This window comes from Microbacterium sp. NPDC089698, from assembly GCF_044749045.1.
Taxonomy (GTDB): Bacteria; Actinomycetota; Actinomycetes; order Actinomycetales; family Microbacteriaceae; genus Microbacterium.
This window is the reverse complement of sequence record NZ_JBIVHE010000001.1, coordinates 154,278-177,583: the sequence shown is the minus strand read 5'-3', so window position 1 is coordinate 177,583 and position 23,306 is coordinate 154,278. Positions and strand designations below refer to the sequence as shown.

Below are 23,306 nucleotides of genomic sequence, written 5' to 3'. Positions count from 1 at the left end.
CGGTTCGAAACCACCCATAGAAAGAGGAAATCATGGCCTTCAGCAACGACGAGGTCCTCGCTGGCCTTGCAGAGCTCATCACCGACGAGACCGGCATCGACGCTTCGGAGGTCGCTCTGGAGAAGTCCTTCACCGATGACCTGGACATCGACTCGATCTCCATGATGACGATCGTCGTCAACGCGGAGGAGAAGTTCGGCGTCACCATCCCCGACGACGAGGTCAAGAACCTCAAGACCGTCGGAGACGCCGTGAACTTCATCGTCGCCGGCCAGGAGTGACACCTGCGGATGCCACCCCCCGCATTCCGCGGGGCGTGGCATCCTCCTCTTCCGCCCTCACCGGTCCCCGAGCACGTCGAAGGACCCGGATCCCCCCACCCGCTCCCTGAGAAGGATCACGCATGACCAAGCGCATCGTCGTCACCGGCATCGGTGCCACGTCCGCCCTGGGCGGCACCGCCCCGGAGAACTGGGCCAACCTGCTCGCCGGCGTCTCCGGCACGCACACTCTGACCCACGACTGGGTCGCCGAGCACCAGCTCCCGGTGACGTTCGCCGCAGAGGCCTCCGTCCGCCCTGAGGAGGTCCTGCCGCGGCACGAGGCCAAGCGCCTCGACCCGTCCGTGCAGTTCGCCATGATCGCAGCACGTGAGGCGTGGGAGGACGCGGGCGCCCCCGACATCGCCCCCGAGCGCCTGGGCATCGACTGGGCCACGGGCATCGGCGGTCTCTGGACGCTCCTGGACGCCTGGGACACGCTGCGCGAGAAGGGACCGCGCCGGGTCATGCCGCTCACGGTCCCGATGCTCATGCCGAACGCCGGCGCCGGCAACCTGTCGCTGCACTTCGGCGCGAAGGCCTTCGCCCGCACGGTCGTGAGCGCGTGCGCCTCCAGCACCGAGTCGATCGCGAACGCGTACGAGCACCTGCAGGACGGCCTCGCGGACGTCGTGATCGCCGGTGGCGCAGAATCCGCGATCCATCCGATCACGATGGCGTCGTTCGCGTCCGCACAGGCGCTCTCGCGCCGCAACGACGACCCGGAGCACGCCTCGCGGCCCGGCGCCATCGACCGCGACGGCTTCGTCATGGGCGAGGGCGGTGCCGCTCTCGTCATGGAGACCGAGGAGCACGCCAAGGCCCGCGGCGCGAAGATCTACGCGTACGTGGTGGGCGGCGGCGTCTCGGCCGATTCGTACCACATCACCGGCAACGATCCCGAGGGTCACGGCGCCGCGCGCGCCGTCGAGCAGGCGCTGGCGCAGGCCGGCGCGAGCCCCGACGAGGTCACGCACATCAATGCGCACGCCACCTCGACCCCGGTCGGCGACCCGAACGAGTACGGCGCCCTGAGGCGCGTGTTCGGCGACCGGATCGACGAGATCCCCGTGTCTGCGACCAAGGCGTCCACCGGGCACCTGCTCGGCGGCACCGGCGCGCTCGAGGCGGTCTTCACGATCCTCGCGCTGCGCGACCGCGTCGCCCCGCCGACGATCAACATGACCGAGCCGGATCCGGCGGTGCCGTTCAAGCTCTCCGGCGAGACGCAGCCGCTCGGCGACGGTCCTCAGCTCGCGATCAGCAACTCGTTCGGCTTCGGCGGCCACAACGCGGTCGTCGCGTTCCGCTCCTACGACGGCTGAGCCCCGCGTCGACGACAATCGCCCCGGTCGCTTCCTCATCGAAGCGGTCGGGGCGATTCTCGTTCTCTTCGGTTGTGCTGTTCTGTTATCTCTCCGGTTGCGGACCGGGGATACGCTTTCTCGAGTTCCGGGTCGTTGCTCTCCGACTCCCGATAATCGCGCCTCCTCCGATCCTCGTCCCTTCGTGTGACCCGGCCCTCGGGACCGGATCACACGAGTCCTCTCCGACCGCCGACTCCGCTATCCGACCTTGTGGAGCCAGACGACGCGGGCGTCATCGCTCGCGTGCCGGAACGGCTCCAGTTCCTCGTCCCAGGCGGAGCCGAGGGCGACGTCGAGCTCGCGCTGCAGCTCGATCGGACTGCCCGCGGCGATCTCGATCGCGTAGCGGATCCGGTCCTCGCCCACGACGATGTTCCCGGCCGCGTCCGTCTGCGCGTAGTGCACGCCCAGGTCGGGCGTGTGCAGCCATCGGCCGCCGTCGCTGCGCGGCGTCGGGTCCTCGGTCACCTCGAAGCGCAGGTGCTCCCAGCCGCGGATCGCGGTCGCGAGAGCGGCGCCGGTGCCCACAGGGCCGTCCCAGTAGAACTCCGCCCGACGGGCGCCGTCGAGGACGGGCTGCTCCGACCACTCGAAGTTGACGGCGCGCCCGATAGCGCGTCCGACCGCCCATTCCAGGTGCGGGCAGAGCGCGCGCGGTGCGGAGTGGATGTACACCACTCCGCGTGCTTGTGCTGTCGCCATGGTCTCTCCGTTTCATCAGGTGCGTCTTCCCCTACGACCTGATCCGCGAAGCACGGCGGGTATGCGGTTATGCGCCCATTCTCACCGATCCTCAGCGAAATCACAACTGTGTAACTCATTGCGAAAAGGCAACGGTCCCCGGCACCGCAGCACCGGGGACCGTCTATAGGCCCTTCGACAGGCTCAGGGGCCTTCGACAGGCTCAGGGACCAGGAGGCTCAGGCCTCGCTCATCGCGATCTTCTCCTGCTGGCCCTTGGCGGCGTAGTACGCGGCGCGGGCGGCGTCGCGACGCGCCTGCTCCTCGTATCCCGCGTCGAGGATCTCCTGCGCGACCTCGTAGTTCGCCACGTCCTGGGTGCCGTGGTACTTCTCGATGTAGGCGTCCAGCTCGGGGCCCGAGGTCCACGACGTGATCAGGCAGTAGCGCGGCTCGGTGCCGTTGTGGGTGGCGGCGTGCCAGAGGCGCTGCGTGTCGACGATCAGCTGCGCACCCGCCGGGAGGGCGATGCGGTACTCGACGCTCGGGTCGGTGCGGTTCTCGCGCAGGACGAAGTAGCTGTCCTTGTCGTCGGTGAGGTTGAAGAAGCCGCGCACGACCCAGCCGGTGCCGTCCGGGTTCAGGCGGTTGTTGTCGTCCTGGTGGAGGTTGTAGAGGCATTCGCCGTAGGGCGTGGGCTGCAGCTCGATGACACGGCAGCGACCGACGTTGGCGCCCGGCTCCTGCGCGCGGCGCGTGAGATTCGGGGCCTTGGCGGTCTGCTCGTCGATCCAGACGCCGTCCTTGTCCGTGCGCGGCGGCACGTGGTTCCAGAAGCCGTTGCACTCGATCTCGCCCTTGGCGGACGCGAGAGGCGCGAAGCGGGTGTCGCCGGAGGACTTCCAGTCGTTGTACTCGATGTCGAGCCACTCCTTGGGGTCGAGCTCCTGGTTGTAGCTGTCGAGGACGACGAAGCCCTTGTCTTCGAGGGCGGCGGACTTGATGTATGCCATGAGCGAGTCATGTCCTTTCATAAGGGGCCAGCACGTTTTAACAGGCCCTTCTTAGGACAGCCTAACAGCGCCGTTTCGACGCCCCCGGGAGGTGGGCCGTGAATATCCGACCCCCGCCGGGGCCTGAATAGACTGGTCCGAGCAGCACGCGATCCGAGGAGAAGCACAGCAGCATGAGCACGGCCACCAACGTCGAAGCAACCGCAGTCTCAACGATCGAGTGGCTCTCCTCCCCCGCGACGACCATCGTCGTGCCCGTCTACCAGCGCCAGTACCGGTGGGACATCGGCGGCTGCGAGAAGCTCCTGTCGGACATCCGCGCCGTGGCGGACGAGGACGACGCCCATCGGCACTTCATCGGCTCGATCCTCTCCGCCGAGGACCACGCCCACCCCGACGCCGACCTGATCCTCATCGACGGTCAGCAGCGCATCACGACGCTCATGCTGCTCATCGCCGCGCTGCACCATGCCGTACGCGACACCGATCCGCCGTTCGCCGCCGAACTGTCGCGGGTGCTCGTGCGCCCCGACGATGCGAGCCGCACCAAGCTCCGCCCGCACGAGGCATGGGCGGGCCTGTTCGAGTCCGTCGTGCTGGATCGCCGCGGCGCCGAGCTGCCCGAGTCGCGATTCGACGACAACTACGCCTTCTTCCGCTCCCAGGTGCACGCCGACGAGGCGCCGCGGATCTGGCGGGGTCTTCAGAAGCTCGAGCACGTCTCGATCACCCTCGGCGAGGCTGCCAACGCGCAGCAGATCTTCGAGAGCCTCAACTCCACGGGCGAGCCGCTGCGCGATCACGAGCTGATCCACAACTACATCCTCATGGGTCTGTCGCATGCGGAGCAGCAGCAGGTCGAGGAGGAGTTCTGGCTGCCGATCGAGCGCAACACCGGCGAGGCGATCGGCGCGTTCTGGCGCCACTTCCTCATCATGACCACGGGACGGGAGGTCTCGGTCGCCGGCGAGCACGGCGTCTACAGCGCCTTCCGGCACGAGTTCCCGCACATGGGCCTGGAGGATCTGCCCGCCCATGCCCGCGTCTGGCGCGAGTACTCCGACATCTACCGGATCCTCCTTGATCCCTCCCAGGAGCAGGATCCGGAGATCCGCCGGCAGCTGGCCTACGTCAACACCTTCGGCCGCTCGACCTATCCCCTGGTGCTCAGCGCGTACCGGGATCACCGGCTCGGCGCGATCTCGAAGGATGAGCTGGTGCAGACGCTGGAGCGCATCCAGTCGCTGCTGCTGCGCCGTGCCGTGGTCGGGATCCCCAACGACCGTCTCATCGCCCGGCTGTGCCGCGCCCGGTCACAGGGGCCCGAGGAACTGCTGCGGGCGTTCGCCCGGATCACGCCCTCCGACGAGCGCATCCGGGTCGCGCTCAAGTTCACCGACCTGCCGCATGCGCTGTATGTGCTGGGCCGGATCGAGGGCGTCGCGGATCCGCACGGCTTCGACGTCGAGCACATCGTGCCGACCGCTCCGCATGACGCATGGTCGGGCGACGGCGTGCGCCCCTGGAGCGAGTACTCTGAGGACGAGCAGAACAGCCACCGCGCCCTCGCCGGGACCCTGGGCAACCTGACCCTGCTCGAGGAGCACCTCGCCGAGCGCATCTACGGCGCGTCCTTCCCGGACAAGCGCGACGCCTATCGCCGCAGCCGCGTCGACGAGAACGGCGCGCTGGCCGGACTCGACTCGTGGGGCACCGCCGCCATCGCCGAGCGCACGGCGGCGCTCACCGATGCGTTCGTGCAGGTCTGGCGCCGGCCCGCCGTCGTCGAGATCGACGATGACGGGCTCACCCCGATCCTCGACGCCGTGCGGCGCCGAGGATGGCCGACCGGCTGGGAGCGCGAGTTCGACTACGTCGAGTACCGCGGTGAGCGCTGGGAGGTGCCCGACGTCAAGTACCTGTTCAACCGGGTCTTCCGGCGAGGCTGGACGGACACCCGCGAGGCCCTCGACGCGTTCAACGCCCGCAACGGCGGACCGATCTACGGCGAGAAGGCGTGGAACGGCACCTGGGACGAGCTCGACGCCGACCACTTCCTCTACATGGGGTGGGACGCGAAATACATGATGAGCGCGGTGCAAAGCCTCCTGGAGGAGTCGGGCCTGGCCGCGGAAGTGTTCGTGAAGTACTCCTACATCGGGAATGTGATGTGATGACGATCTCTGCCGCCCCTGTGATCCGCCGCCGGATGATGGACCTCACCCTCGAGGAGCACACGCTCACGGTGCCCCTGGTGTGGTCGGATCCCTCCGACACCAGGACGATCGACGTGTTCGCCTCGGTCGTCTCCCGCGAAGGCGGCGAGGATCTCCCCTACCTGGTGTTCCTGCAGGGAGGCCCGGGATCCGAGGCCCCGCGCGCGCTGCACGCGCCCGCCGCGCCGTCCTGGCTGGATCAGGCGCTCGCGCACCACCGCGTCGTCATGATCGACCAGCGCGGAACCGGGCGCTCTACACCCGTCGGCGACGGGATCCTCTCCCGCGGTGCGGAGGCGGTCGCCGAGCACCTCACGCACCTGCGCGCGGATGCCATCGTGCGGGACTGCGAGACCCTGCGGGCGCACCTGGGTGCGGACCGCTGGAACGTGCTCGGGCAGTCCTTCGGCGGGTTCACGACGCTCGCCTACCTCTCCACGGACGCCTCGTCGATCGACCGCGCGTACCTCACCGGAGGCCTCAGCACCGTGACCCGCGGCCCCGACGAGGTGTACGCGCTCTGCTACGACAAGATGCGTGACGCCTCCGAGCGCTACTACCGGCGTTTCCCGGAGCATCGCGAGCGGATGCGCCGCCTGGTGGATCTCGCGGAGTCCGGCGACATCCTGCTCCCGTCCGGCGAGGTCGTCTCGCCGTCGCGGCTCCGCTCGGTGGGATCAGCCCTCGGCACCAACGACGGCTGGCAGACGCTGTGGCAGCTGCTCGAGCTGGATCCCGCGACCAACGCGTTCCGCTACGACCTCGCGGCCGCGATGCCGTTCGGCGGACGCAATCCGCTGTACTTCGTGTTCCACGAGTCCAGCTACGCGAACGGACACGTCACCGGCTGGTCGGCCGAGCGTGTGGAGCCGGCCGACTTCGTCGAGGACGTCACGCTGTTCACGGGCGAGCACATCCGGCGCGACTGGACAGAGACGGTCCCCGCTTTCCAGCCCTGGCGCGATGTCGCCCTCGCGCTCGCCGATCACGAGTGGCCCGCGATCTACGATCCCGCCGCCCTCGCGGCCTCCGGCGCACGCGGCGCGGCCTCGGTCTACGTGAACGACCCCTACGTGCCGATCGAGTTCTCCCTCGAGACCGCGGCCCTGCTTCCCGACCTGCGTCTGTGGGTCACGAGTGAGCACGAGCACAACGGTCTGCGTGCGGGGCGCGTGCTCGAGCACCTCGTGGACCTGGCGCACGACCGCCGCGCGCGCTGAGCGAACCCGGAACGGGCGCGGTGCGCGCGGGCGATCAGCCGGCGCGCACCGCCTCGTACTCGGGGAGAAGCGCCTGCCAGCGCTCCTTCCAGGCGGGCGCGGGCTCTTCGGCGGACCAGCCGGAGGGATGCGCACCGGCGGCGGATCGCAGGGAGCGGCCGAGATCCTCGAGATGCACCTGCCAGCCGGCCGCGTGGAAGTGCAGGACGCCGACGCCGAGTCCGCGCTCCTCCACGACCAGCCGGGACCGGGCCCCTTCGGCGGACAGCCAGGCCTCGATCACGGTCTCCTCGTCGGTGCCGGGCTCCTGGGTGACCACCAGGTGGTGCGGAGCCTCACAGACCTCGACCCGCATCGCCCCGGTCCATGTGCTCGTGAACGTGGCCTCCAGCATGCCTCCGACCCGGAAGTCGCCGGCCACCAGCACGATCCAGCGCGCCAACCGCGTGGGATCCGTGCACGCCTGCCAGAGGTCGTCCACGTCCGTGTCGTAGACGTCCTCGACGCGGATGGCGCCACGGGTGTCGTCGAGATCCCACATCGTCCCGGTCGCGATCATGTCCTGTCCTTCTTCCCTCGGGCGATCTCGGTGTGCAGGGCGTCCAGGCGCTGCACCCAGAGATCGCGGTACTCCTCGAGCCAGTCGTCGAGGTCGACCAGCGCCTCGGGGCGCAGGCGATAGATCCGACGTTGCGCGTCCTGTCGCACGTCGACCAGGCCCGCTTCACGCAGCACGCGCAGATGCCGCGACACGCCGGGCCGCGCGATCGGCAACGCCTCGGCGAGCTCGCCCGCCGTCGCCTCGTGATCGCGCAGGATGCCCAGCACGACACGGCGACTCGGGTCGGCGAGAGCCTGCAGAACTGCATCCATGGCTTGAATGTACCTTCTTCGTTACGTACCCGCAAGGGTACGCTCACCTCGCGATAGCGATGCCGTGCACGGTCGTCAACCCCCTCGCGATCGCAGGGCGGGCCTGCGAGCGTGTGGTCACGACACACACGAGAGGAGGCAGGCCATGAGCGCTGCCGATCACGCGAAGAACGCCGCCGAGAAGATGGGGGGAAAGATCAAGGAGGGCGTCGGCAAGGTCACCGACAACGAGAAGCTCGAGAACGAGGGCCGGATGGATCAGGCCAAGGCCGATCTGAAGGAGGCCGGAGAGAACCTCAAGGACGACGTGAAGAAGGTCGGGGAGCACGTCAAGGACGCCATGCACGACTGATCCGCCGGTGGAGCCCCGCCGGGTGCGGAGAACGGATCCGGTGGGGCGGGCGGGACTTGAACCCGCGATCGTTGGGTTATGAGCCCACTGCCTTCACCAGCTTGGCCACCGCCCCGGATCTTCGAGACTACCGGTCTCTGTGATCGATCGAGGACGCCTCGCGCACGGGGTCAGGCGGGCATGGCCTCGCGATGCGTCGTCGAATGCCCGCGATAGACCCGCGCGTTCTCCCTGAGCCCTTCGCGCTCGGACGCGGTGAGCGCGCGGCGGACCTTGGCCGGCACCCCCGCGACGAGAGAGCCGTCGGGCACCTCCGTTCCGGAGAGCACCAGCGCGCCGCCGGCGATCAGGCACTCCGAGCCGATCACGGCGCCCGAGAGCACCACGGCGCCCATGCCGATCAGCGAACCGTCGCCGATCGTGCAGCCGTGCACGACCGCGTTGTGCCCGATCGAGACGTCATCCCCGATCACGACCGGATGGCCCTCGTCGACGTGCACGGAGACGTTGTCCTGCGCGTTGCTGCCCGCCCCGATCGCGATCGTGTCGGAGTCGGCGCGCAGCACCGCGTTGTACCAGACGCTGGATCCCTCGCCGAGCGTCACAGCCCCGATCACGCGCGCACCGGCGGCGAGGAACGCGGACGGATCGATCGCGGGGGTGCGGCCGGGCAGGGACAGGATCGTGGCGTCGTCGCTCATACTGCGACCCTATCCGCCCTGTCCCCGCGCGCGGATCCGGTCAGCCGATCCCCATCGCGCTCTTGAGCGCCGCCGTGTACTGCGGCGCGAGCGAGTTCGCGAAGGTGACGGTGATGTGGTCCTGATCCCGGTAGATGTTCGCCCCGCCGACGACGGCGCGGCAGTTCTCGTCGTCGCAGAAGACCTTCGTGAAGTCCAGCAGCGTGACGTCCTTCTGGCCGTCCGCCGCCGCGCGCAGCGGATCCTTCTCGGTGAGCAGGTCGGAGCGCGCGCCGTCGCAGGCGCTCTGCGCGCGCGTGCGCAGGCACTTGTTCGGGTCGGTCTCCCACACCGGGTTGTCGACCACGGTGATCACGGGGGTGCCCTTCGCGGTCTGCGTGGCCCATGCCTCGCGGTATCCGGCGACCGCCGCGTCGTAGGAGGATCCGTGATCCCCCGCCGCGTACGGCGTCGTGGAGAGCGCCGCGGTGAAGATCGCGTCGAAGTGCTTCTGCTCGAGCTGCTTCGCCACCGCGGCGCGGTACTGCGTGCACGCGTCGCCGAACGCGCCTCCGGTGGACAGCGGCGTGGTGTTCCACGGGCAGGCGCCCTTGAAGTAGGTGGTGAGATGCCACCCCTCCTTCTCGGCGATGCCCTGGAAGGTCGTGAGCAGCTGATAGGCGTGACTGTCGCCGATCAGAGCCACCTGCTTGGCGTTCGGGTCCTTGGATCCGAACGAACAGGAGACTGCGCGCGCGTCGTTGAGCTGCACGAAGCACTGCGACTGCTCGGGGCGGTCCACCCCGGCGAAACCGGGGGCGGGCAGGATCTGGTCGGTCTTGGTGCCCGCGCAGGACTCGTCGAGGACAGCCGCCGCCCCGAAGCACGCGGGCGGGTTCGCGCGGAGCTCGGCGATGGCCTGAACGCCCTGCTGGTACGTGCCCGCGTTCGCGGCCCAGCCTGCGCCGGCGGTGCCGGCGACGATCACCATCGCGGCGAGGGCCGCCCACAGCGACAGCCGGGGTTTGCGCGAGGTCAGCGGCTTCCAGGTGCGCGACGGATCCTCGACGAACTTCTTGGTGAGCCAGGCGAGCAGGAAGCAGATGCCGACCAGCGCGATGCGGTGGTAGATCGAGAGACCCCAGAACGGCAGGGACGGCGCGATGATGATCAGCGGCCAGTGCCACAGATACAGGCTGTACGAGATGTCGCCCGTGAAGCGCATCGGGCGGATCGCCAGGATGCGGGTCGGGTACCACCAGCGCTCGGTGTTCGAGGCGGCGATGATCGCCGCCGCCGCGAGCGTGGGGATCGCGGCCATGTACCCGGGGAACGGCGTCTGCGCATCGAAGCGGTAGATCACGACGAGCAGCACGATGATGCCGCCCCAGCCCAGAACGAAGCTGCCGATCGCATTGCTCACGCGCAGACGAGGGACGAGGGCGAGCACGGCGCCGACGCCGAACTGCCACATGCGGCCGAACGTGACGAAGTAGGCGGGTGCGGGGTTCGTGATGGTGAACCACACGCAGAACACGAACGAGGCCACCGAGACGACGCCGATCGCGACGGCCGCCGCGCGCAGGCGGGAACCACGGAAGTACTTCACCGCGATCCATGCCGCGAGCAGCATGATCAGCGGCCAGAGCACGTAGAACTGCTCCTCGAGAGAGAGCGACCAGTAGTGCTGCACCATGGTCGGATCGCCCGAGTGGGCGAGGTAGTCGGCCGAGTTCAGCGCGAGGAACCAGTTCTCCACATAGAAGGTGGAGGCGACGATCTCCTGCAGCTCCGCGGGGAGCTGGGACAGCGGCGACAGCACGGGGATCGCCGCGACAATGGCGCAGAACAGCAGCACGAGCAACGAGGCCGGCAGCAGACGACGGGCGCGTCGCGCCCAGAACTGGCCGAGATTCACCCGCCCCGTGGCGTTCAGCTCGCGGGCGAGATGCGCCGTGATCAGGAAGCCGGAGATCACGAAGAAGATGTCGACGCCGACGTAGCCGCCGCTCAGCCGTCCCGGCCAGAAGTGATAGAGCACGACGGCGAGAACCGCGATCGCACGCAGACCCTGCACATGCGGGATGAAGTTCGATCCGACCTTCTGCGCGGCGGATGCGCCCTGTGCATCGGAGCTGCGGAGTCGGCGCAGGGCCGCACGGGAGGAGGTACCAGCTGTTGCCACCTGACGAAGGTATCCCGGATCGCTGTGACCTCCCGTCGTCCACGCGGTGGACCCGCGGATCCGTGAGGAAGGCAAGCCTTGCCGAAATACCTCTTGACCTGCGGGTTAGCGTTGCCTCAGCTTGCTTGCGGAACAATCTGAGCCGAGTAGCGTTGGGGTCAAGACATCAGCACGCACGGATCCGAACGATCATCGAGGAGACATCATGAGCAACGCCGAGACCATCACCGCAACCTCCGTCGACCCGACCGTCGCGGCCGGCGCCGCCCAGTTCCTGACCCCGGTCGTGCTGGGCCTGCAGGCCCTCACCGTGAACGGCAAGCAGGCGCACTGGCACGTGCGCGGCGCGAACTTCGTCGGCGTGCACGAACTGCTCGACGTGATCGTCGACCACGCCGGCGACTTCGCCGACACCGCCGCGGAGCGCATCGTCGCCCTCGGCCTGCCGATCGACGCCCGCGCCGCGGTCGTCGCCGAGAAGGCCGGCGCCACCCAGGTGCCCGCCGGATTCACCCGTTCGGACGACCTCGTCCGCGCCGTGATCGCCGACATCGACGCGATCCTCGTGAACGTCAAGGCCGCCGTCGAAGGCCTCGACGAGATCGACCTCACCAGCCAGGACGTCGCGATCGAGATCCAGCGCGGCCTCGAGAAGGACCGCTGGTTCCTCGTGTCGCACATCGCGGCCTGACCGCTGCAGCGAAAGGCCCCCGTTCCGCTCAGGGACGGGGGTCTTTCTGCAGGTACGCGAGCACGGCCAGCACCCGTCGGTGATCCGTGCCGGAGTCCTCGAGGCCGAGTTTGGCGAAGATCGCGGAGACGTTCTTCTCGACCGCTCCCACACCGACGCCCATGCCCGCGGCGATCGAGACGTTGCTGCGCCCCTCGGCCATCGCCTCGAGCACCTCGCGCTCCCGCGGGGTGAGACCGCCGACCGGATCCGGTCCCGTGCGCATCAGCTGCTGCACCACGCGCGGATCCAGCACCGTGCCGCCCCGGCTCACCTGACGGACCGCCGCGGACAGCTCCTCGAGCGAGGTCACCCTGTCCTTGAGGAGGTATCCGACGCCGCCGTCGCCCGCGCCGAGCAGCTCTCGGGCGTAGATCCCCTCGACGTACTGGCTGAGGACGAGGATGCCCACCTCCGGGAGCGCCTGCCGCAACGCGAGCGCCGCGCGGATGCCCTCGTCTCGGAACGTGGGAGGCATCCGCACGTCGAGCACGGCGACCTCCGCCGCCGCCGCTCCGGTGCGTTCCACCACGTCTTCGGCGTCGGCATGCGCGCCGACGGTCTCGAATCCGGCCTCGGCGAACAGGCGCACGAGCCCCTCGCGCAGCAGGATCGAGTCCTCGAAGAGGATCACGCGCAACGGGGACGGCTGATCGGTCACGCCCTTCAGACTATGCGGCCGGCGATCGCGCCCCGGCTCCTCCCCCGGTCCGCCGTCGGGTCAGGCGGCCGTCAGGCGGAGACCGGCACCGTGACCGTCACGATGGTCGGGCCGCCCTCGGGGCTGTCGATGTGCATCGAGCCGCGGAGACCCTGCACGCGCTGGGCAAGACCCTCGAGCCCTCCCCCGGACCGAGGAGCGGCTCCGCCGCGACCGTCGTCCAGCACGGTCACGCGCACCAGGGGTCCCTCCCGCACCGCTGTCACGGACGCGCCGTCCGCTCCCCCGTGCTTGGCGGCGTTGGTCAGCAGTTCGGCGACCACGAAGTACAGGTTCCGCGCCGCCTCCGGACTCAGCGCCGCAGTGATCTCGGGCGCGACATCGGCGCGCACCGGCAGCGCGCTTGCGGCGGCGAGCCCTGCGATCGCCTCGGCGATCCCGCGGTCCTGCAGCAGCGGCGGCGCGACACCGCCGGCCAGCGCCCTGAGCTCGTCGAGCGCGGCCTGCGCGTGTCCGCGGGACTCCTGTGCGAGCGCGGCCACCGCCGCCGCGTCGCCGTCCGCCGCGCGGCGCTCCAGCGCGGCGAGGTCCATCTGCAGACGCACCAGGCGCTGCTGCGGGCCGTCGTGCAGATCCCGCTCCAGCCGGCGCAGCCCGGCGTCCTCGGCCTGCACCGCCGCGCCGAGGGAGGCGTCGAGGCCCACGACCTGGGCGGCGAGGTCGTCGGACTCCCACCGTCCGGTCAGCGCGGCCGCGACCATCCCGTGCAGGCGCACGAGACCGCGGAGGACCAGAGGCAGGGTGAGGAGGAAGACGATCCCGACGCCGAGATAGAGCATCGATGCCCACCGATGCGGGTCCGGCGAGGGGTCGATCCCGCCGAAGATGTGCTGCACGGCCCAGGGCACCCAGATGCTCTCCGCGTTGCCGTCGGGGATGAACGGCGACCAGAACCAGTACGTCGGCCCGCCGAGCGACATCACGACCCAGACGGTGGCGAAGGCGAACGTGACGATCGCCACGATCGGACGCACGAGCAGGCTCGAGAGCACCGCCATCCAGTAGTGCGCGTTGCGCAGCGGCTGGGTCAGACGCACCCAGATGCCCCCGTCCTTCGTGCCACGGCGCCAGTCCGGCGCCGGGATCGCAGGGTTGCTGGTGATCCGCAGCAGGGCCCGCTCCGCCTCGGCGAAGCCCCGCGCCACATACAGCGATCCCACCAGCACGGGCACGCCGATCACCAGCAGAAGGGATCCGACGCCGACGCCGAAGACCACCCAGGTGACGCCCATCGCCACGATCGCGAGGGGCACCGACAGCAGGACCAGGAAGAGCGCGTTGCCGGGGGCCGCGGCCCAGGCGTGCCCGTATCCGCGTCGGGGTGCGGTCGGCGGCGCCGAGAAGCGCGAGTCGAGGGGTCGCGTGGCGGTGGTCATCGAGATCTCCTGGTTCCTGCCGGTGAAGGCGCGGATCAGCGCCTTCCTCCACGATGCCGGACCGGATCGGCGCCCGACAGGGTGCGGGCTGCCGGATCCTTCGGGGGGTTAACCCCCATACGTCACCCGCCCGCCGACGATCGTCGCGGCCACCGGCATCGTCCTCAGTCCACTCGCGTCGGCGGTCGCGGGATCCGCGCCCAGCAGCGCCAGGTCGGCTACCGCCCCCGGGCGGATGCCGGCATCGCCGCCGGTCCCACCGCGCGCACTCGCGGCGAGAGCGGTCTCGAGATCGAGGCGCTCCTCGGGGTGCCAGGGCGCCCGGTCGTCATCCGTCCGGAAGACCGCCGCGGAGATCGCCTGCCAGGGGTCGAGGGCCGCGACCGGCGCATCGGATCCGAAGCGCAGCGTCGCCCCGGCGCGGTACAGCGACGCGAGGGGGTACGAGATCGCGGTCTGCCCGGCCCAGAGCGCATCCGCGGCGTCCCGGTCATCGAGAGCGTGCTGCGGCTGCACGCTCGCAGCGACGCCGAGCCGTCCGAAGCGGACGAGGTCTCCGTGACCCACGAGCTGGGCGTGCTCGATCGTCCCCTGCGCACCGGTGGCGGCGTACGCGTCCAGCGCCGCCGTGACCGCGAGGTCGCCGATCGCGTGCAGCGCGATCTCCAGCCCCGCACCGGTGGCGCGCAGCAGCAGGTCCTGCAGCTCGGCGGGCGGCACGGTGAGCACGCCGTGATTGTGCGGATCGTCGGCGTAGCCGTGGCTGCAGGCGGCCGTGCGCGTGCCGAGAGAGCCATCGGAGATGATCTTGAGCGAGCCGGCGCGAACGAGTCCGTCGGCGTCAGGATCCATCACCTGCCCCGTGTGCAGGTGCTCCGAGATCGCGCGATCGAGGTCGTGCGGGTAGACGGCGTACTCGACGCGGTGCACGTCGAAGCCGTGCCCGAGCCGGCGCATCCAGGCCTCGGCGTTCCATGCCATGTCGAAGTCGACCAGTCCCACCACGCCACGGCTCGCCGCTCGTCGTGAGGCCGCAAGCACCGCCTCGTCGGCCGTCGCCGGATCTGCGGCGTTCAGTCGGCGGGAGATCTCGAACGCGTCCTCCTCGCGGAGCACGCCGTCCGCCACGACCGGGAACCCCTCGCGACGGAAGGCCGCCGTGTTCATCCACACGCTGTGCACGTCGGCGTTGATGAGGTAGGTCGGGATCTCGCCCGTGTGCTCATCGAGCAGCGTCAGGTCGGGATGGTCCGGCCAGCGCACATCGCGGAAGCCGGTGCCGACCCTCCGCCCGTCGCCCAGTTCCGGCGCTCGGGCCATGCGCGCGGCGGCTTCGACAGCACTCGTCGTGCCGGAGAGATCCTCGCGCTGCGCTGCGAGGGCCCACTGCACGGTGTGCACGTGGTGGTCCCACAGGCCGGGGACGATCCAAGCGCCGTCGCCCTCCCGCACACGGCCGCGCAACGGAAGAGCCCCGGTCGGCGCGATGTCGGCGATCCGGCCGTCCTCGAGCAGGACATCCACCGGACCGTCCACGGCGAGCAGTCGGCGATCCGCGGTGGCGATGCGCACCGCGCGGATCGCATCGAGCGGCGCACCGGTCTCGTCCGCCATCATCGTGCGTCCGCCCGCGCAGCGAGGCGTGCGTCGTGAGCGCGCTGCATCTCGGCCGCCAGCGACGGATTCGCGTACACACCGTCGCCCCGCAGCTCGAGGATCACGTTCTCGATCACGTCGTCGGGCTTGTTCTGGCTGAGCTTGCGCTTGGCGGTCACGCGGGTCGGAGTGAGCCGGAAGCCGACGGTGCCCGCCTCGAGGCGGCGCACGAACGCCTCGTCGTTCGGCGGCGTCCACATGCCGCGCGGATCCGCGAGCCTTCCCTCGAAGTGATCGACGAGGTGTTCCAGCACGCGCAGGTTCTCCTCGCCGTCGAGCAGCTCCGGCACGCCGGACAGGTGCACGGCGACGTAGTTCCACGTCGGCACCGCTGCGACATCGCCGTACCAGCCGGGCGAGATGTAGCCGTGCGGCCCCTGGAAGACCACCATCAGCTCCTGCGTCCCCAGCCCCAGGACGAGGTCGTCGGGGCGGCCGACATGGGCGACGATCGTGAGGTCGTCGCGCTCCGGATCGAGCAGCACCGCGTAGTGCGACGCGGTCATGCCGTTCTCGTCGCGGCCCACGAGGGTCGCCCACGGGTTGGCGGCGATGATCCGCCGCAGCTCGGCGACGTCCGTCATGGCGAAGCTCGGATTCTGGCGCATGGAACCATGCTATTCACGACGGGACGGGGTCGGGTTCGCGCCGGGCTGCCCGTCGTGGTCGGGCTGACTGTGGTCGTCGTTCGTCCTCCACAGTCTGGTGTTGCGTGGGGTTGTCCCCGGTTTGGGAATACGGGGTTGATCTGGGGTTCGAATGTCGGTGGTGGCGGGGAGGATGGGGGTATGAAGACGTTGGATGCGATCGCGGCGCTGATCCCGACCCTGGCCGGGCGGATCGGTGCGGGCGCGGGCGCGTCGGACGTGCAAGGCGTGATCGAGGGGCTGGACGATGCCGGGGCGGTGGCGGTGCTCCGTGAAGCGGGTGAGGTCGGCCGGCTCGTGGAGCAGGTGCAGGTGATCTGCGCCGGAGTGATCGCCCGCCGCTCCACCCGGGACGCAGGGCATTCCGGGTTGGCGCAGGCGCGCGGATACCGGTCCGCGACCTCCCTGGTGCAGGAGCTCGGCGGGATGAGCAAGACCGAAGCCGCCCGACAGGTAAGAGTCGGGGAGGCACTCCTCGAAGACACCGGTGGCGAGACGATCACGGACGGCACCCGCGCCGGGAACGATGCTGATCCCGGGAGCCCTGATGACGCGGCACCGGATGAGCCTGTCGTGCGGGAGTGGCGGGAGGTGTTGCGGGACGGGTTGCGGTCCGCGGTGGTGACGTCGGCGCAGTTCGACGCGATCCGCCGCGGACTGGGCGACCCACCCGACGACGCCGGCGATGCGTGGGCGCACGCCGCCGCACAACTCCTCGACGAAGCAGGGCGGCGGACCGTGGAAGAACTCGCCACCGCCGCACGGACGATCCGTGACCTCCTCGACCCCGAGGGCGCAGAGGCGAGGTTCCTGGCGCGATACGAGCGACGTTCATTCCGCACTTGGTTCGACCAGGACGGGATGCGGCGGGCGTCGATCGCGTTCGATGACGAAGGCGGCGCCTACCTCGACACGATCTTCAACGCCGCGTTGCGGCCCCGCCGCGGCGGGCCCCGATTCGTCGACCCCACCGAGAAGGCATCCGCCGCGGACCTCGCCACCGACCCGCGCACCAACGACCAGCTCTCCTACGACCTGCTCCTCGACCTCCTCCGCACCGGCACCCTCGCCGACCCGACCACCGTATTCGGCACCCGCCAGGCCGGCATCCGCCTCGTGCAGCAGGTCGCGGTGGACGGTTCGCTGGCACCGGTCGCGGTCACCGAAGACGGACTGGTCTCCATCCCCGCCGCAGTCGCAGAACGACGGATCTGCGAAACCGGAACCATCCCCGTCACGGTCGACGCCTGCGGGAACCCCCTCGATGTGGGCCGCGAATCACGGCTCTTCACGCCGACCCAACGCATCGCCCTCGCGATCCGGGACGGCGGATGCCGGTGGACCGGCTGCGACCGACCCGCCTCGTATTGCGAAGCACACCACATCGACGAATGGGCCCGAGACGACGGACACACGAACATCGACCGCGGGATCCTGCTCTGCCGGTTCCACCACATGCAGCTCCACCACGGACGATGGCAGATCACCCGCGACTGGAAACACGACTTCGTCCTCCACCACCCCGACGGGGAACAATCCGTGCTGCACCCGCGACTCCCGCTCCGCTACGCCTGGGGCGACATCAACCCGCCACCGAAACGACCCCACACCACCGCCTGAGCCCGACCCCACCGCGGACCTGGGGTCTCGTCGCTGACAGTGACGATGGCGGCCGCCTCCCTGCGGAGGCCGAGGCCGGCACGATGCGGTCGATCAGAGACCGCGAAGTCCCGTCACGCCTGACAGCGCGGACACCAGTACAGCTTGCGGGCACCGATCTCCTCGAGCACGATGTCGGTGCCGCACACGCGGCAGGGCAGGCCCGTGCGGTGGTACACCCAGTGCCGGTCGTCACGATGCGCCATCGCGGCGCGGTACTGATCGGCCGAGAGGTCGTCCATGGTCATCATCTGACCCGTCTCGACGCCGATCGCGAGCAGGCGCACCCAATCCCGCCAGAGCGCGCGCACCGTCTCCTCCGGCACATCCCGCCCCGGCGTGTGCGGGTTCAGCTGCGCACGGAACAGCAGCTCGGCGCGATACACATTGCCGATCCCGCTGACCACGGACTGATCCATGAGCAGAAGCGCGATCGGCACCGCCCTGCGGCGCACCGCGGCCACGAAGCGCTCCTCACCCTCATGCACGTCGCCCACGAGCGGATCCGGGCCGAGCTTCGCCACGGTCGCCAGCATCTCGTCCGGCGTCTGCAGCACGCACGCGGTCGGGCCGCGCAGATCCGCGCACGTCGAATCCGTCATGAGTCGCAGGCGCACCTGCCCGACGACGGGCGGCGGCCACTCGGCGCCCTCGTCCGCCAGCCCCTTCGTGGCCTCGGACATGCGCACGTGCACACGGGTCTTCCGCGGGGCGCCGATGGACGCCAGCGAGTTCTCGCCGGCGTCATCGAGGATCGGCACCTCGTCGAGATCCGTGCCGCGCTGGTTCGTCTGACCCATCCGACCGTTCGCCGAAGCGATCGTCGGATCCACGAGGATCTCGCCGGAGAAGTCCCAGGCGCCGTAGAGCCCCAGGTGCACGCGCAGCCACAGTTCCCCCTCGGTCTCGAGGAACATCTGCTTGCCGACGGCCTGCACGGCCTCCACGGCACGACCGTCGAGCATCGAGGCGCCCTCGGCGAATCGCCCCTGCGGGCTCGACGCGGCGACCGGCTTGCCGACGAAGTTGCGCGCGAACTGACGCGCGATCCGGTGGACGGAATGGCCCTCGGGCATCAGGCGCGCGGGTCCGGGAGCAGGGATCCGTCGCGCTCGAAATCGGCGATCTGCGCAATGCGTCGCACGTGCCGCTCCTCATTCGAGAACGGCGTCGCGATGAAGCGATCGATGAAACCCGCGACCTCGTCGAAGGTGTGCTGGCGCGCACCGATCGCGATCACGTTGGCGTCGTTGTGCTCGCGCGCGAGCTCCGCGGTCGCGATGCTCCACACCAGAGCGGCGCGGATGCCCTCGACCTTGTTCGCCGCGATCTGCTCGCCGTTGCCGGATCCGCCGAACACCACGCCGAGCGCCTCGACACCGGCGCGCTGGTCAGCGATCGTCGCCTGCGCCGCGCGGATGCAGAACGCCGGGTAGTCGTCCAGGGCGTCGTACTCGACGGGCCCGTGGTCCACGACCTCGTGCCCCGCCTCGGCGAGATGGTGCTGCAGCTGCGTGGAGAACTCGAGACCGGCGTGATCGGTGGCGATGTGGATGCGCATGGCTCAATCCTACGGAGCGACGCGGCCACCGCGAGGCGGCGTGACGCGGCCCCGCGGGACGATCAGGGTGCGATCCCCGCCGCGGCGGGCTTGAACCCCGCGCGGATGTTCTCGCAGCACCCGGGACGGCACACGTCGAACGCAGGACCGAGCGCCGTGACGTGCGCACGATCCGCCGCGGGGCGACCCTCGAGCCGCTCCTGGATGAGATCGACGATCCCCGCCACGAAGGAGTCCGACACGCCGGGCGTCGGCGTCCGCACGAAGGCGAGGCCTGCCTCCGCGGCCGCGTCCTTGGCCTCGGTGTCGAGGTCCCAGAGAACCTCCATGTGGTCGCTCACGAAGCCGAGCGGGACCACCGCGACCGCGGTGCGCCCGCGGGCGGGCAGCTCCTCGATCACGTCGCAGATGTCCGGCTCGAGCCAGGGCTGCGAGGCGGGGCCCGAACGGGACTGGTACACGAGCTCCCAGGGCACGTCGGCCGCCGCCGGCACGAGTTCGGCCACGCGGCTCATGACCCACGCCGCAACGGCCTCGTGCTGCGCGGCATAGGCTCCGCCAGGACCCCAGTCGACGTCGCGGGGGCCGGAGCGCAGTGCGTCGTCGGTCGGAACGCTGTGCGTCGTGAACAGCACCTGGATCGTCGAGGCGTCGGCGCCGTCCGCGGTGAATCCCTCGATCGCGTCGCGCACGCCCTCGACGAAGGACGTGACGAAACCGGGGTGGTCGTAGAACGGACGGATCTTGTCGATCGTCACGGTCTCGCCGAGACCGGTCTCGTCCAGCACGCGCGCGAAGTCCTCGCGGTACTGACGGCAGCTGGAGAAGGAGCTGTACGCGCTCGTCGCGAACGCCAGCAGCGTCGTGTCGCCGCTCGCAGACGCCTCGGTCACCGCGTCGGAGAGATACGGAGCCCAGTTGCGATTGCCCCAGTACACCGGAAGGTCGATCCCGCGCCGCGCGAGCTCGGACTCGAGCGCGGCCTTGAGAGCGCGATTCTGCGCGTTGATCGGGCTCACACCGCCGAAGTGCCGGTAGTGATGCGCGACCTCCTCGAGGCGCTCGTCCGGGATGCCGCGGCCGCGGGTGACGTTGCGCAGGAACGGGATCACGTCCTCCTGCCCCTCGGGTCCGCCGAACCCGGCGAGTAGGATGCCGTCGTACGCGACGGGCGTCTCGACGAACTCGGGCCCGCTCGCGGCAGGCTGGGAGGCGAAGGGAACGGTTGCTGCGGTCACATTTCGAGCACTCACCCTCCTATCTTCCCCTGAACTTCCTTTGCCGCCGCCGAGCGCCGGATCGCCGCCCCGCCGAAGTCCGTCGAAGCCCGCGGAATCGCGCGACACGCGCTCTGGCGTAGGCTGGGACGGTTGCCGCCGGCGCCAGCAGCGCGGATCTTGCGGCCGAAACCCTCACCCCTGGGAGTCTGAGCAGTGCCTGGAGAGAACCTCACCCGCATCGAGGCGCAGGAGCGCCGCGCGATCGTCGACACCGAGTCGTACGAGATCGCGCTCGACCTGACCAAGGGTGCGGAGGTGTTCGGATCCCGCAGCGTGGTGCGCTTCAGCGCCACCGAGGGATCCTCCACCTTCATCGACCTGATCGCGCGCGAGGTGCGCGAGATCACCCTGAACGGCGAGCAGATCGACCCGACCTCGGCATTCGCCGACTCGCGGATCGCGCTCGACGGCCTGGCCGCGGAGAACGTGCTCGTCGTCGACGCCGACTGCGAATACACGAACACCGGCGAGGGTCTCCACCGCTTCGTCGACCCCGTCGATGGCGAGGTCTACCTCTACTCGCAGTTCGAGGTGCCCGACTCGCGCCGCGTCTTCGCCGTGTTCGAGCAGCCCGACCTCAAGGCGACCTTCCAGTTCACGATCACCGCGCCCGCCGCGTGGAAGGTCGTCTCGAACTCCCCCACCCCCGAGCCGATCCACCACGACGTCTCGAACGGATCCGCGTCGGAGGAGACCGGCGCGGTCGCCACCTGGGGCTTCGAGCCCACCCCGCGCATCTCGTCGTACATCACCGCGATCATCGCCGGCCCCTACGAGGAGACCTTCTCGGAGCTGACGAGCGCATCCGGCCGCGTGATCCCGCTCGGCGTCTACGGGCGCAAGAGCCTCTGGGAGCACCTCGACGCCGACTACATCTTCGACAAGACCCGCGAGGGCTTCGCCTACTACGAGGAGAAGTTCGGCGTCCCCTACCCGTTCGCGAAGTACGACCAGCTGTTCGTGCCGGAGTTCAACGCCGGCGCCATGGAGAACGCCGGCGCGGTGACCTTCACCGAGACCTACGTCTTCCGCAGCAAGGTGACCGACGCCGTCAAGGAGCGCCGCGTCGTCACGATCCTGCACGAGCTCGCGCACATGTGGTTCGGCGACCTGGTCACCATGAAGTGGTGGAACGACCTCTGGCTGAACGAGTCGTTCGCCGAGTGGGCGTCGACGATCGCGACCGCCGAGGCCACCGAGTGGACCGAGGCGTGGACGACCTTCAACGCCATGGAGAAGACCTGGGCCTACCGCCAGGACCAGCTCCCCTCCACCCACCCCGTCGTCGCCGAGATCAACGACCTCGACGACGTGCAGGTGAACTTCGACGGCATCACCTACGCCAAGGGCGGATCCGTCCTCAAGCAGCTCGCCGCCTGGGTGGGCATCGAGGCGTTCTTCGCCGGCGTGTCCGAGTACTTCAAGAAGCACTCCTGGCAGAACACCGAGCTCAGCGACCTGCTCGTCGAGCTGGAGAAGACGAGCGGCCGCGACCTCACGGTCTGGTCGAAGAAGTGGCTGGAGACCGCGGGCGTGAACACGCTCGCACCGGTCATCGCCGAAGCCGGCGACGGCACCATCTCGCGCTTCGCCGTCACGCAGACCGCCCCCGCCGACTATCCGACGATCCGCCCGCACCGCCTCGGCATCGGCTTCTACAACCTGGACGCCGCGGGCTCCCTCGTGCGCACCCACCACGTCGAGGTGGACGTCGACGGCGACCGCACCGAGATCCCGGAGCTGCAGGGCCTGAAGCGCCCGGACCTCGTGCTGCTCAACGACGAGGACCTCGCCTACGCGAAGATCCGTCTCGACGAGCGCTCCCTGGCCACCGCGGTCGCGCACCTCGCCGACATCAGCGACCCGCTCGCCCGCTCTCTCGTGTGGGGCGCGGCCTGGGACCAGACCCGCGACGCCGAGAGCGCCGCGAGCGACTACATCGATCTCGTGCTCGGCAACATCGGTCGCGAGACCGAGTCGACCACGGTCCGCACCACGCTCAGCCAGCTGCAGACCGCCGCCGCGCTGTACGTCGTGCCGGAGCACCGCTCCGCGGCCCGCACGCGCGTGGCGGACGGCCTGTGGGCGCTCGCCCAGGGCGCGGAGGCCGCCTCCGACAGCCAGCTGCAGTTCGTCACCGCCTTCGCGAACTCGCTCACGACGCCGGAGCACGCCGACGTCGTCCGCCGCCTGCGCGACGGCGCCCTGACGCTCGACGGGCTCACGATCGACACCGACCTCTCCTGGCAGCTGCTCGTCGGCCTCGCCACGGTCGGCGCCGTCGACGGCGCCGCGATCGATGCCGCGCTGGAGGGCGACAACACCGCCAAGGGCGGGGAGTTCGCCGCACAGGCTCGCGCCGCGCTGCCGACCCCCGAGGACAAGCAGGCCGCGTGGTCCTCCCTCGTCGACCACGACGACCTGTCGAACACGATCGTCCGCTCTGCGGCGCTCGGCTTCACGCACCCGGCCGGGGTCGCGCTGCTGGAGCCGTTCGTCGCGCAGTACTTCGATGCCCTGCTCTCGATCTGGGAGGGCCGCACGTTCCAGGTCGCGAACTACCTGATCGTGGGCCTGTACCCGAAGGCGCTCGCGAACGTCGCCCTGCGTGACGCCACCCGCGCCTGGCTCTCCGCTCACCAGGACGCCGCGCCGGCGCTCCGCCGCCTCGTTTTCGAGAACCTCGCCGACGTCGAGCGGGCGCTGGCCGCCCAGGCCCGCGACGCCGAGACCGTCGCCGCCGACGCGCAGAGCTGACGCGGGCCCCTC

At 69.8% G+C, this 23,306-nt stretch carries 21 protein-coding genes and 1 tRNA gene; 8 read left to right on the top strand and 14 right to left on the bottom strand.

Translation table 11 applies throughout. The features are described 5' to 3' along the window. The first annotated feature begins 32 nt into the window (after positions 1–32). Positions 33–281 carry an acyl carrier protein gene (locus ACIPY5_RS00840; RefSeq protein ID WP_045250084.1) on the top strand — a complete coding sequence of 83 codons (249 nt, stop codon included), beginning with the start codon at positions 33–35 and terminating at the stop codon, positions 279–281. 122 nt (positions 282–403) lie between these two features. Next, on the top strand, positions 404–1,645 hold the full coding sequence (locus ACIPY5_RS00835) for a beta-ketoacyl-[acyl-carrier-protein] synthase family protein (RefSeq protein ID WP_400965548.1): 1,242 nt from the start codon (positions 404–406) through the stop codon (positions 1,643–1,645). 240 nt (positions 1,646–1,885) lie between these two features. Here ACIPY5_RS00835 and ACIPY5_RS00830 read toward each other — a convergent pair whose 3' ends face one another. Next, positions 1,886–2,389 (bottom strand): DUF3145 domain-containing protein, encoded by a 504-nt coding sequence (locus tag ACIPY5_RS00830; protein WP_045270635.1) that lies wholly within the window; start codon positions 2,387–2,389, stop codon positions 1,886–1,888. Positions 2,390–2,607: 218 nt separating this feature from the next. Then, the gene (locus ACIPY5_RS00825) at positions 2,608–3,381 is read right to left on the bottom strand and encodes a hypothetical protein (RefSeq protein WP_309340292.1); all 774 of its coding nucleotides are present in this window, start codon (positions 3,379–3,381) and stop codon (positions 2,608–2,610) included. A gap of 173 nt (positions 3,382–3,554) precedes the next feature. Here ACIPY5_RS00825 and ACIPY5_RS00820 point away from each other — a divergent pair, with 173 nt between their 5' ends. Both ACIPY5_RS00820 and ACIPY5_RS00815 read left to right on the top strand, forming a co-directional pair. Continuing rightward, positions 3,555–5,555 (top strand): DUF262 domain-containing protein, encoded by a 2,001-nt coding sequence (locus ACIPY5_RS00820; protein WP_400965544.1) that lies wholly within the window; start codon positions 3,555–3,557, stop codon positions 5,553–5,555. Continuing rightward, complete coding sequence (locus tag ACIPY5_RS00815) at positions 5,555–6,817, top strand: alpha/beta fold hydrolase (protein ID WP_400965541.1); 1,263 nt, start codon at positions 5,555–5,557, stop codon at positions 6,815–6,817. Before ACIPY5_RS00820 ends, ACIPY5_RS00815 begins: the two co-directional genes overlap by 1 nt. Positions 6,818–6,851: 34 nt before the next feature. On the opposite strand, the gene ACIPY5_RS00810 is transcribed toward ACIPY5_RS00815, so the two are convergent. Both ACIPY5_RS00810 and ACIPY5_RS00805 read right to left on the bottom strand, forming a co-directional pair. Beyond that, positions 6,852–7,376, bottom strand: coding sequence for an SRPBCC domain-containing protein (locus tag ACIPY5_RS00810; RefSeq protein WP_400965538.1), 525 nt, complete (start codon positions 7,374–7,376; stop codon positions 6,852–6,854). Beyond that, positions 7,373–7,690 (bottom strand): helix-turn-helix transcriptional regulator, encoded by a 318-nt coding sequence (locus ACIPY5_RS00805; protein WP_105689801.1) that lies wholly within the window; start codon positions 7,688–7,690, stop codon positions 7,373–7,375. Before ACIPY5_RS00805 ends, ACIPY5_RS00810 begins: the two co-directional genes overlap by 4 nt. Before the next feature lie 145 nt (positions 7,691–7,835). Here ACIPY5_RS00805 and ACIPY5_RS00800 point away from each other — a divergent pair, with 145 nt between their 5' ends. Further along, a complete protein-coding gene (locus tag ACIPY5_RS00800; RefSeq protein ID WP_400965535.1) occupies positions 7,836–8,042 on the top strand; it encodes a CsbD family protein in 207 nt (68 codons plus the stop codon). A 41-nt stretch (positions 8,043–8,083) separates the two neighbouring features. On the opposite strand, the gene ACIPY5_RS00795 is transcribed toward ACIPY5_RS00800, so the two are convergent. The 3 genes from ACIPY5_RS00795 to ACIPY5_RS00785 all read right to left on the bottom strand — a co-directional run bounded on the left by ACIPY5_RS00795 (position 8,084) and on the right by ACIPY5_RS00785 (position 10,907). Beyond that, positions 8,084–8,157 (bottom strand) — tRNA-Ile (locus ACIPY5_RS00795). A 55-nt stretch (positions 8,158–8,212) separates the two neighbouring features. After that, on the bottom strand, positions 8,213–8,743 hold the full coding sequence (locus ACIPY5_RS00790) for a gamma carbonic anhydrase family protein (protein ID WP_309340307.1): 531 nt from the start codon (positions 8,741–8,743) through the stop codon (positions 8,213–8,215). A 40-nt stretch (positions 8,744–8,783) separates the two neighbouring features. Beyond that, positions 8,784–10,907 (bottom strand): acyltransferase family protein, encoded by a 2,124-nt coding sequence (locus tag ACIPY5_RS00785; RefSeq protein ID WP_400965532.1) that lies wholly within the window; start codon positions 10,905–10,907, stop codon positions 8,784–8,786. Positions 10,908–11,112: 205 nt separating this feature from the next. Between ACIPY5_RS00785 and ACIPY5_RS00780 the strand changes: the two genes are divergently transcribed. Further along, positions 11,113–11,598, top strand: a complete 486-nt coding sequence (locus ACIPY5_RS00780) for a DNA starvation/stationary phase protection protein (protein WP_309340311.1) — start codon at positions 11,113–11,115, stop codon at positions 11,596–11,598. 28 nt (positions 11,599–11,626) lie between these two features. Here ACIPY5_RS00780 and ACIPY5_RS00775 read toward each other — a convergent pair whose 3' ends face one another. The 4 genes from ACIPY5_RS00775 to ACIPY5_RS00760 all read right to left on the bottom strand — a co-directional run bounded on the left by ACIPY5_RS00775 (position 11,627) and on the right by ACIPY5_RS00760 (position 15,998). Next, complete coding sequence (locus ACIPY5_RS00775) at positions 11,627–12,298, bottom strand: response regulator transcription factor (RefSeq protein WP_309340312.1); 672 nt, start codon at positions 12,296–12,298, stop codon at positions 11,627–11,629. Between the two features lie 71 nt (positions 12,299–12,369). Further along, complete coding sequence (locus ACIPY5_RS00770; protein WP_400965528.1) at positions 12,370–13,734, bottom strand: sensor histidine kinase; 1,365 nt, start codon at positions 13,732–13,734, stop codon at positions 12,370–12,372. Between the two features lie 108 nt (positions 13,735–13,842). After that, the gene (locus ACIPY5_RS00765) at positions 13,843–15,348 is read right to left on the bottom strand and encodes an amidohydrolase (protein ID WP_400968429.1); all 1,506 of its coding nucleotides are present in this window, start codon (positions 15,346–15,348) and stop codon (positions 13,843–13,845) included. Next, positions 15,348–15,998: an FMN-binding negative transcriptional regulator gene (locus ACIPY5_RS00760; protein WP_400965525.1), complete on the bottom strand. Its 651-nt coding sequence runs from the start codon at positions 15,996–15,998 to the stop codon at positions 15,348–15,350. Before ACIPY5_RS00760 ends, ACIPY5_RS00765 begins: the two co-directional genes overlap by 1 nt. A gap of 180 nt (positions 15,999–16,178) precedes the next feature. Between ACIPY5_RS00760 and ACIPY5_RS00755 the strand changes: the two genes are divergently transcribed. Further along, on the top strand, positions 16,179–17,657 hold the full coding sequence (locus tag ACIPY5_RS00755; RefSeq protein ID WP_400965522.1) for a DUF222 domain-containing protein: 1,479 nt from the start codon (positions 16,179–16,181) through the stop codon (positions 17,655–17,657). A 113-nt stretch (positions 17,658–17,770) separates the two neighbouring features. On the opposite strand, the gene ACIPY5_RS00750 is transcribed toward ACIPY5_RS00755, so the two are convergent. The 3 genes from ACIPY5_RS00750 to ACIPY5_RS00740 all read right to left on the bottom strand — a co-directional run bounded on the left by ACIPY5_RS00750 (position 17,771) and on the right by ACIPY5_RS00740 (position 20,510). Continuing rightward, positions 17,771–18,772, bottom strand: coding sequence for an Fpg/Nei family DNA glycosylase (locus tag ACIPY5_RS00750; RefSeq protein ID WP_400965519.1), 1,002 nt, complete (start codon positions 18,770–18,772; stop codon positions 17,771–17,773). Beyond that, a complete protein-coding gene (locus tag ACIPY5_RS00745) occupies positions 18,772–19,257 on the bottom strand; it encodes a ribose-5-phosphate isomerase (protein WP_309337571.1) in 486 nt (161 codons plus the stop codon). The genes ACIPY5_RS00750 and ACIPY5_RS00745 overlap by 1 nt, the downstream gene beginning before the upstream one ends. 62 nt (positions 19,258–19,319) lie before the next feature. Next, the gene (locus tag ACIPY5_RS00740) at positions 19,320–20,510 is read right to left on the bottom strand and encodes a ferrochelatase (RefSeq protein ID WP_400965515.1); all 1,191 of its coding nucleotides are present in this window, start codon (positions 20,508–20,510) and stop codon (positions 19,320–19,322) included. 180 nt (positions 20,511–20,690) lie between these two features. Between ACIPY5_RS00740 and pepN the strand changes: the two genes are divergently transcribed. Beyond that, positions 20,691–23,294, top strand: a complete 2,604-nt coding sequence (gene pepN / locus ACIPY5_RS00735) for an aminopeptidase N (RefSeq protein ID WP_400965512.1) — start codon at positions 20,691–20,693, stop codon at positions 23,292–23,294. The last annotated feature ends 12 nt before the right edge of the window (positions 23,295–23,306 follow it).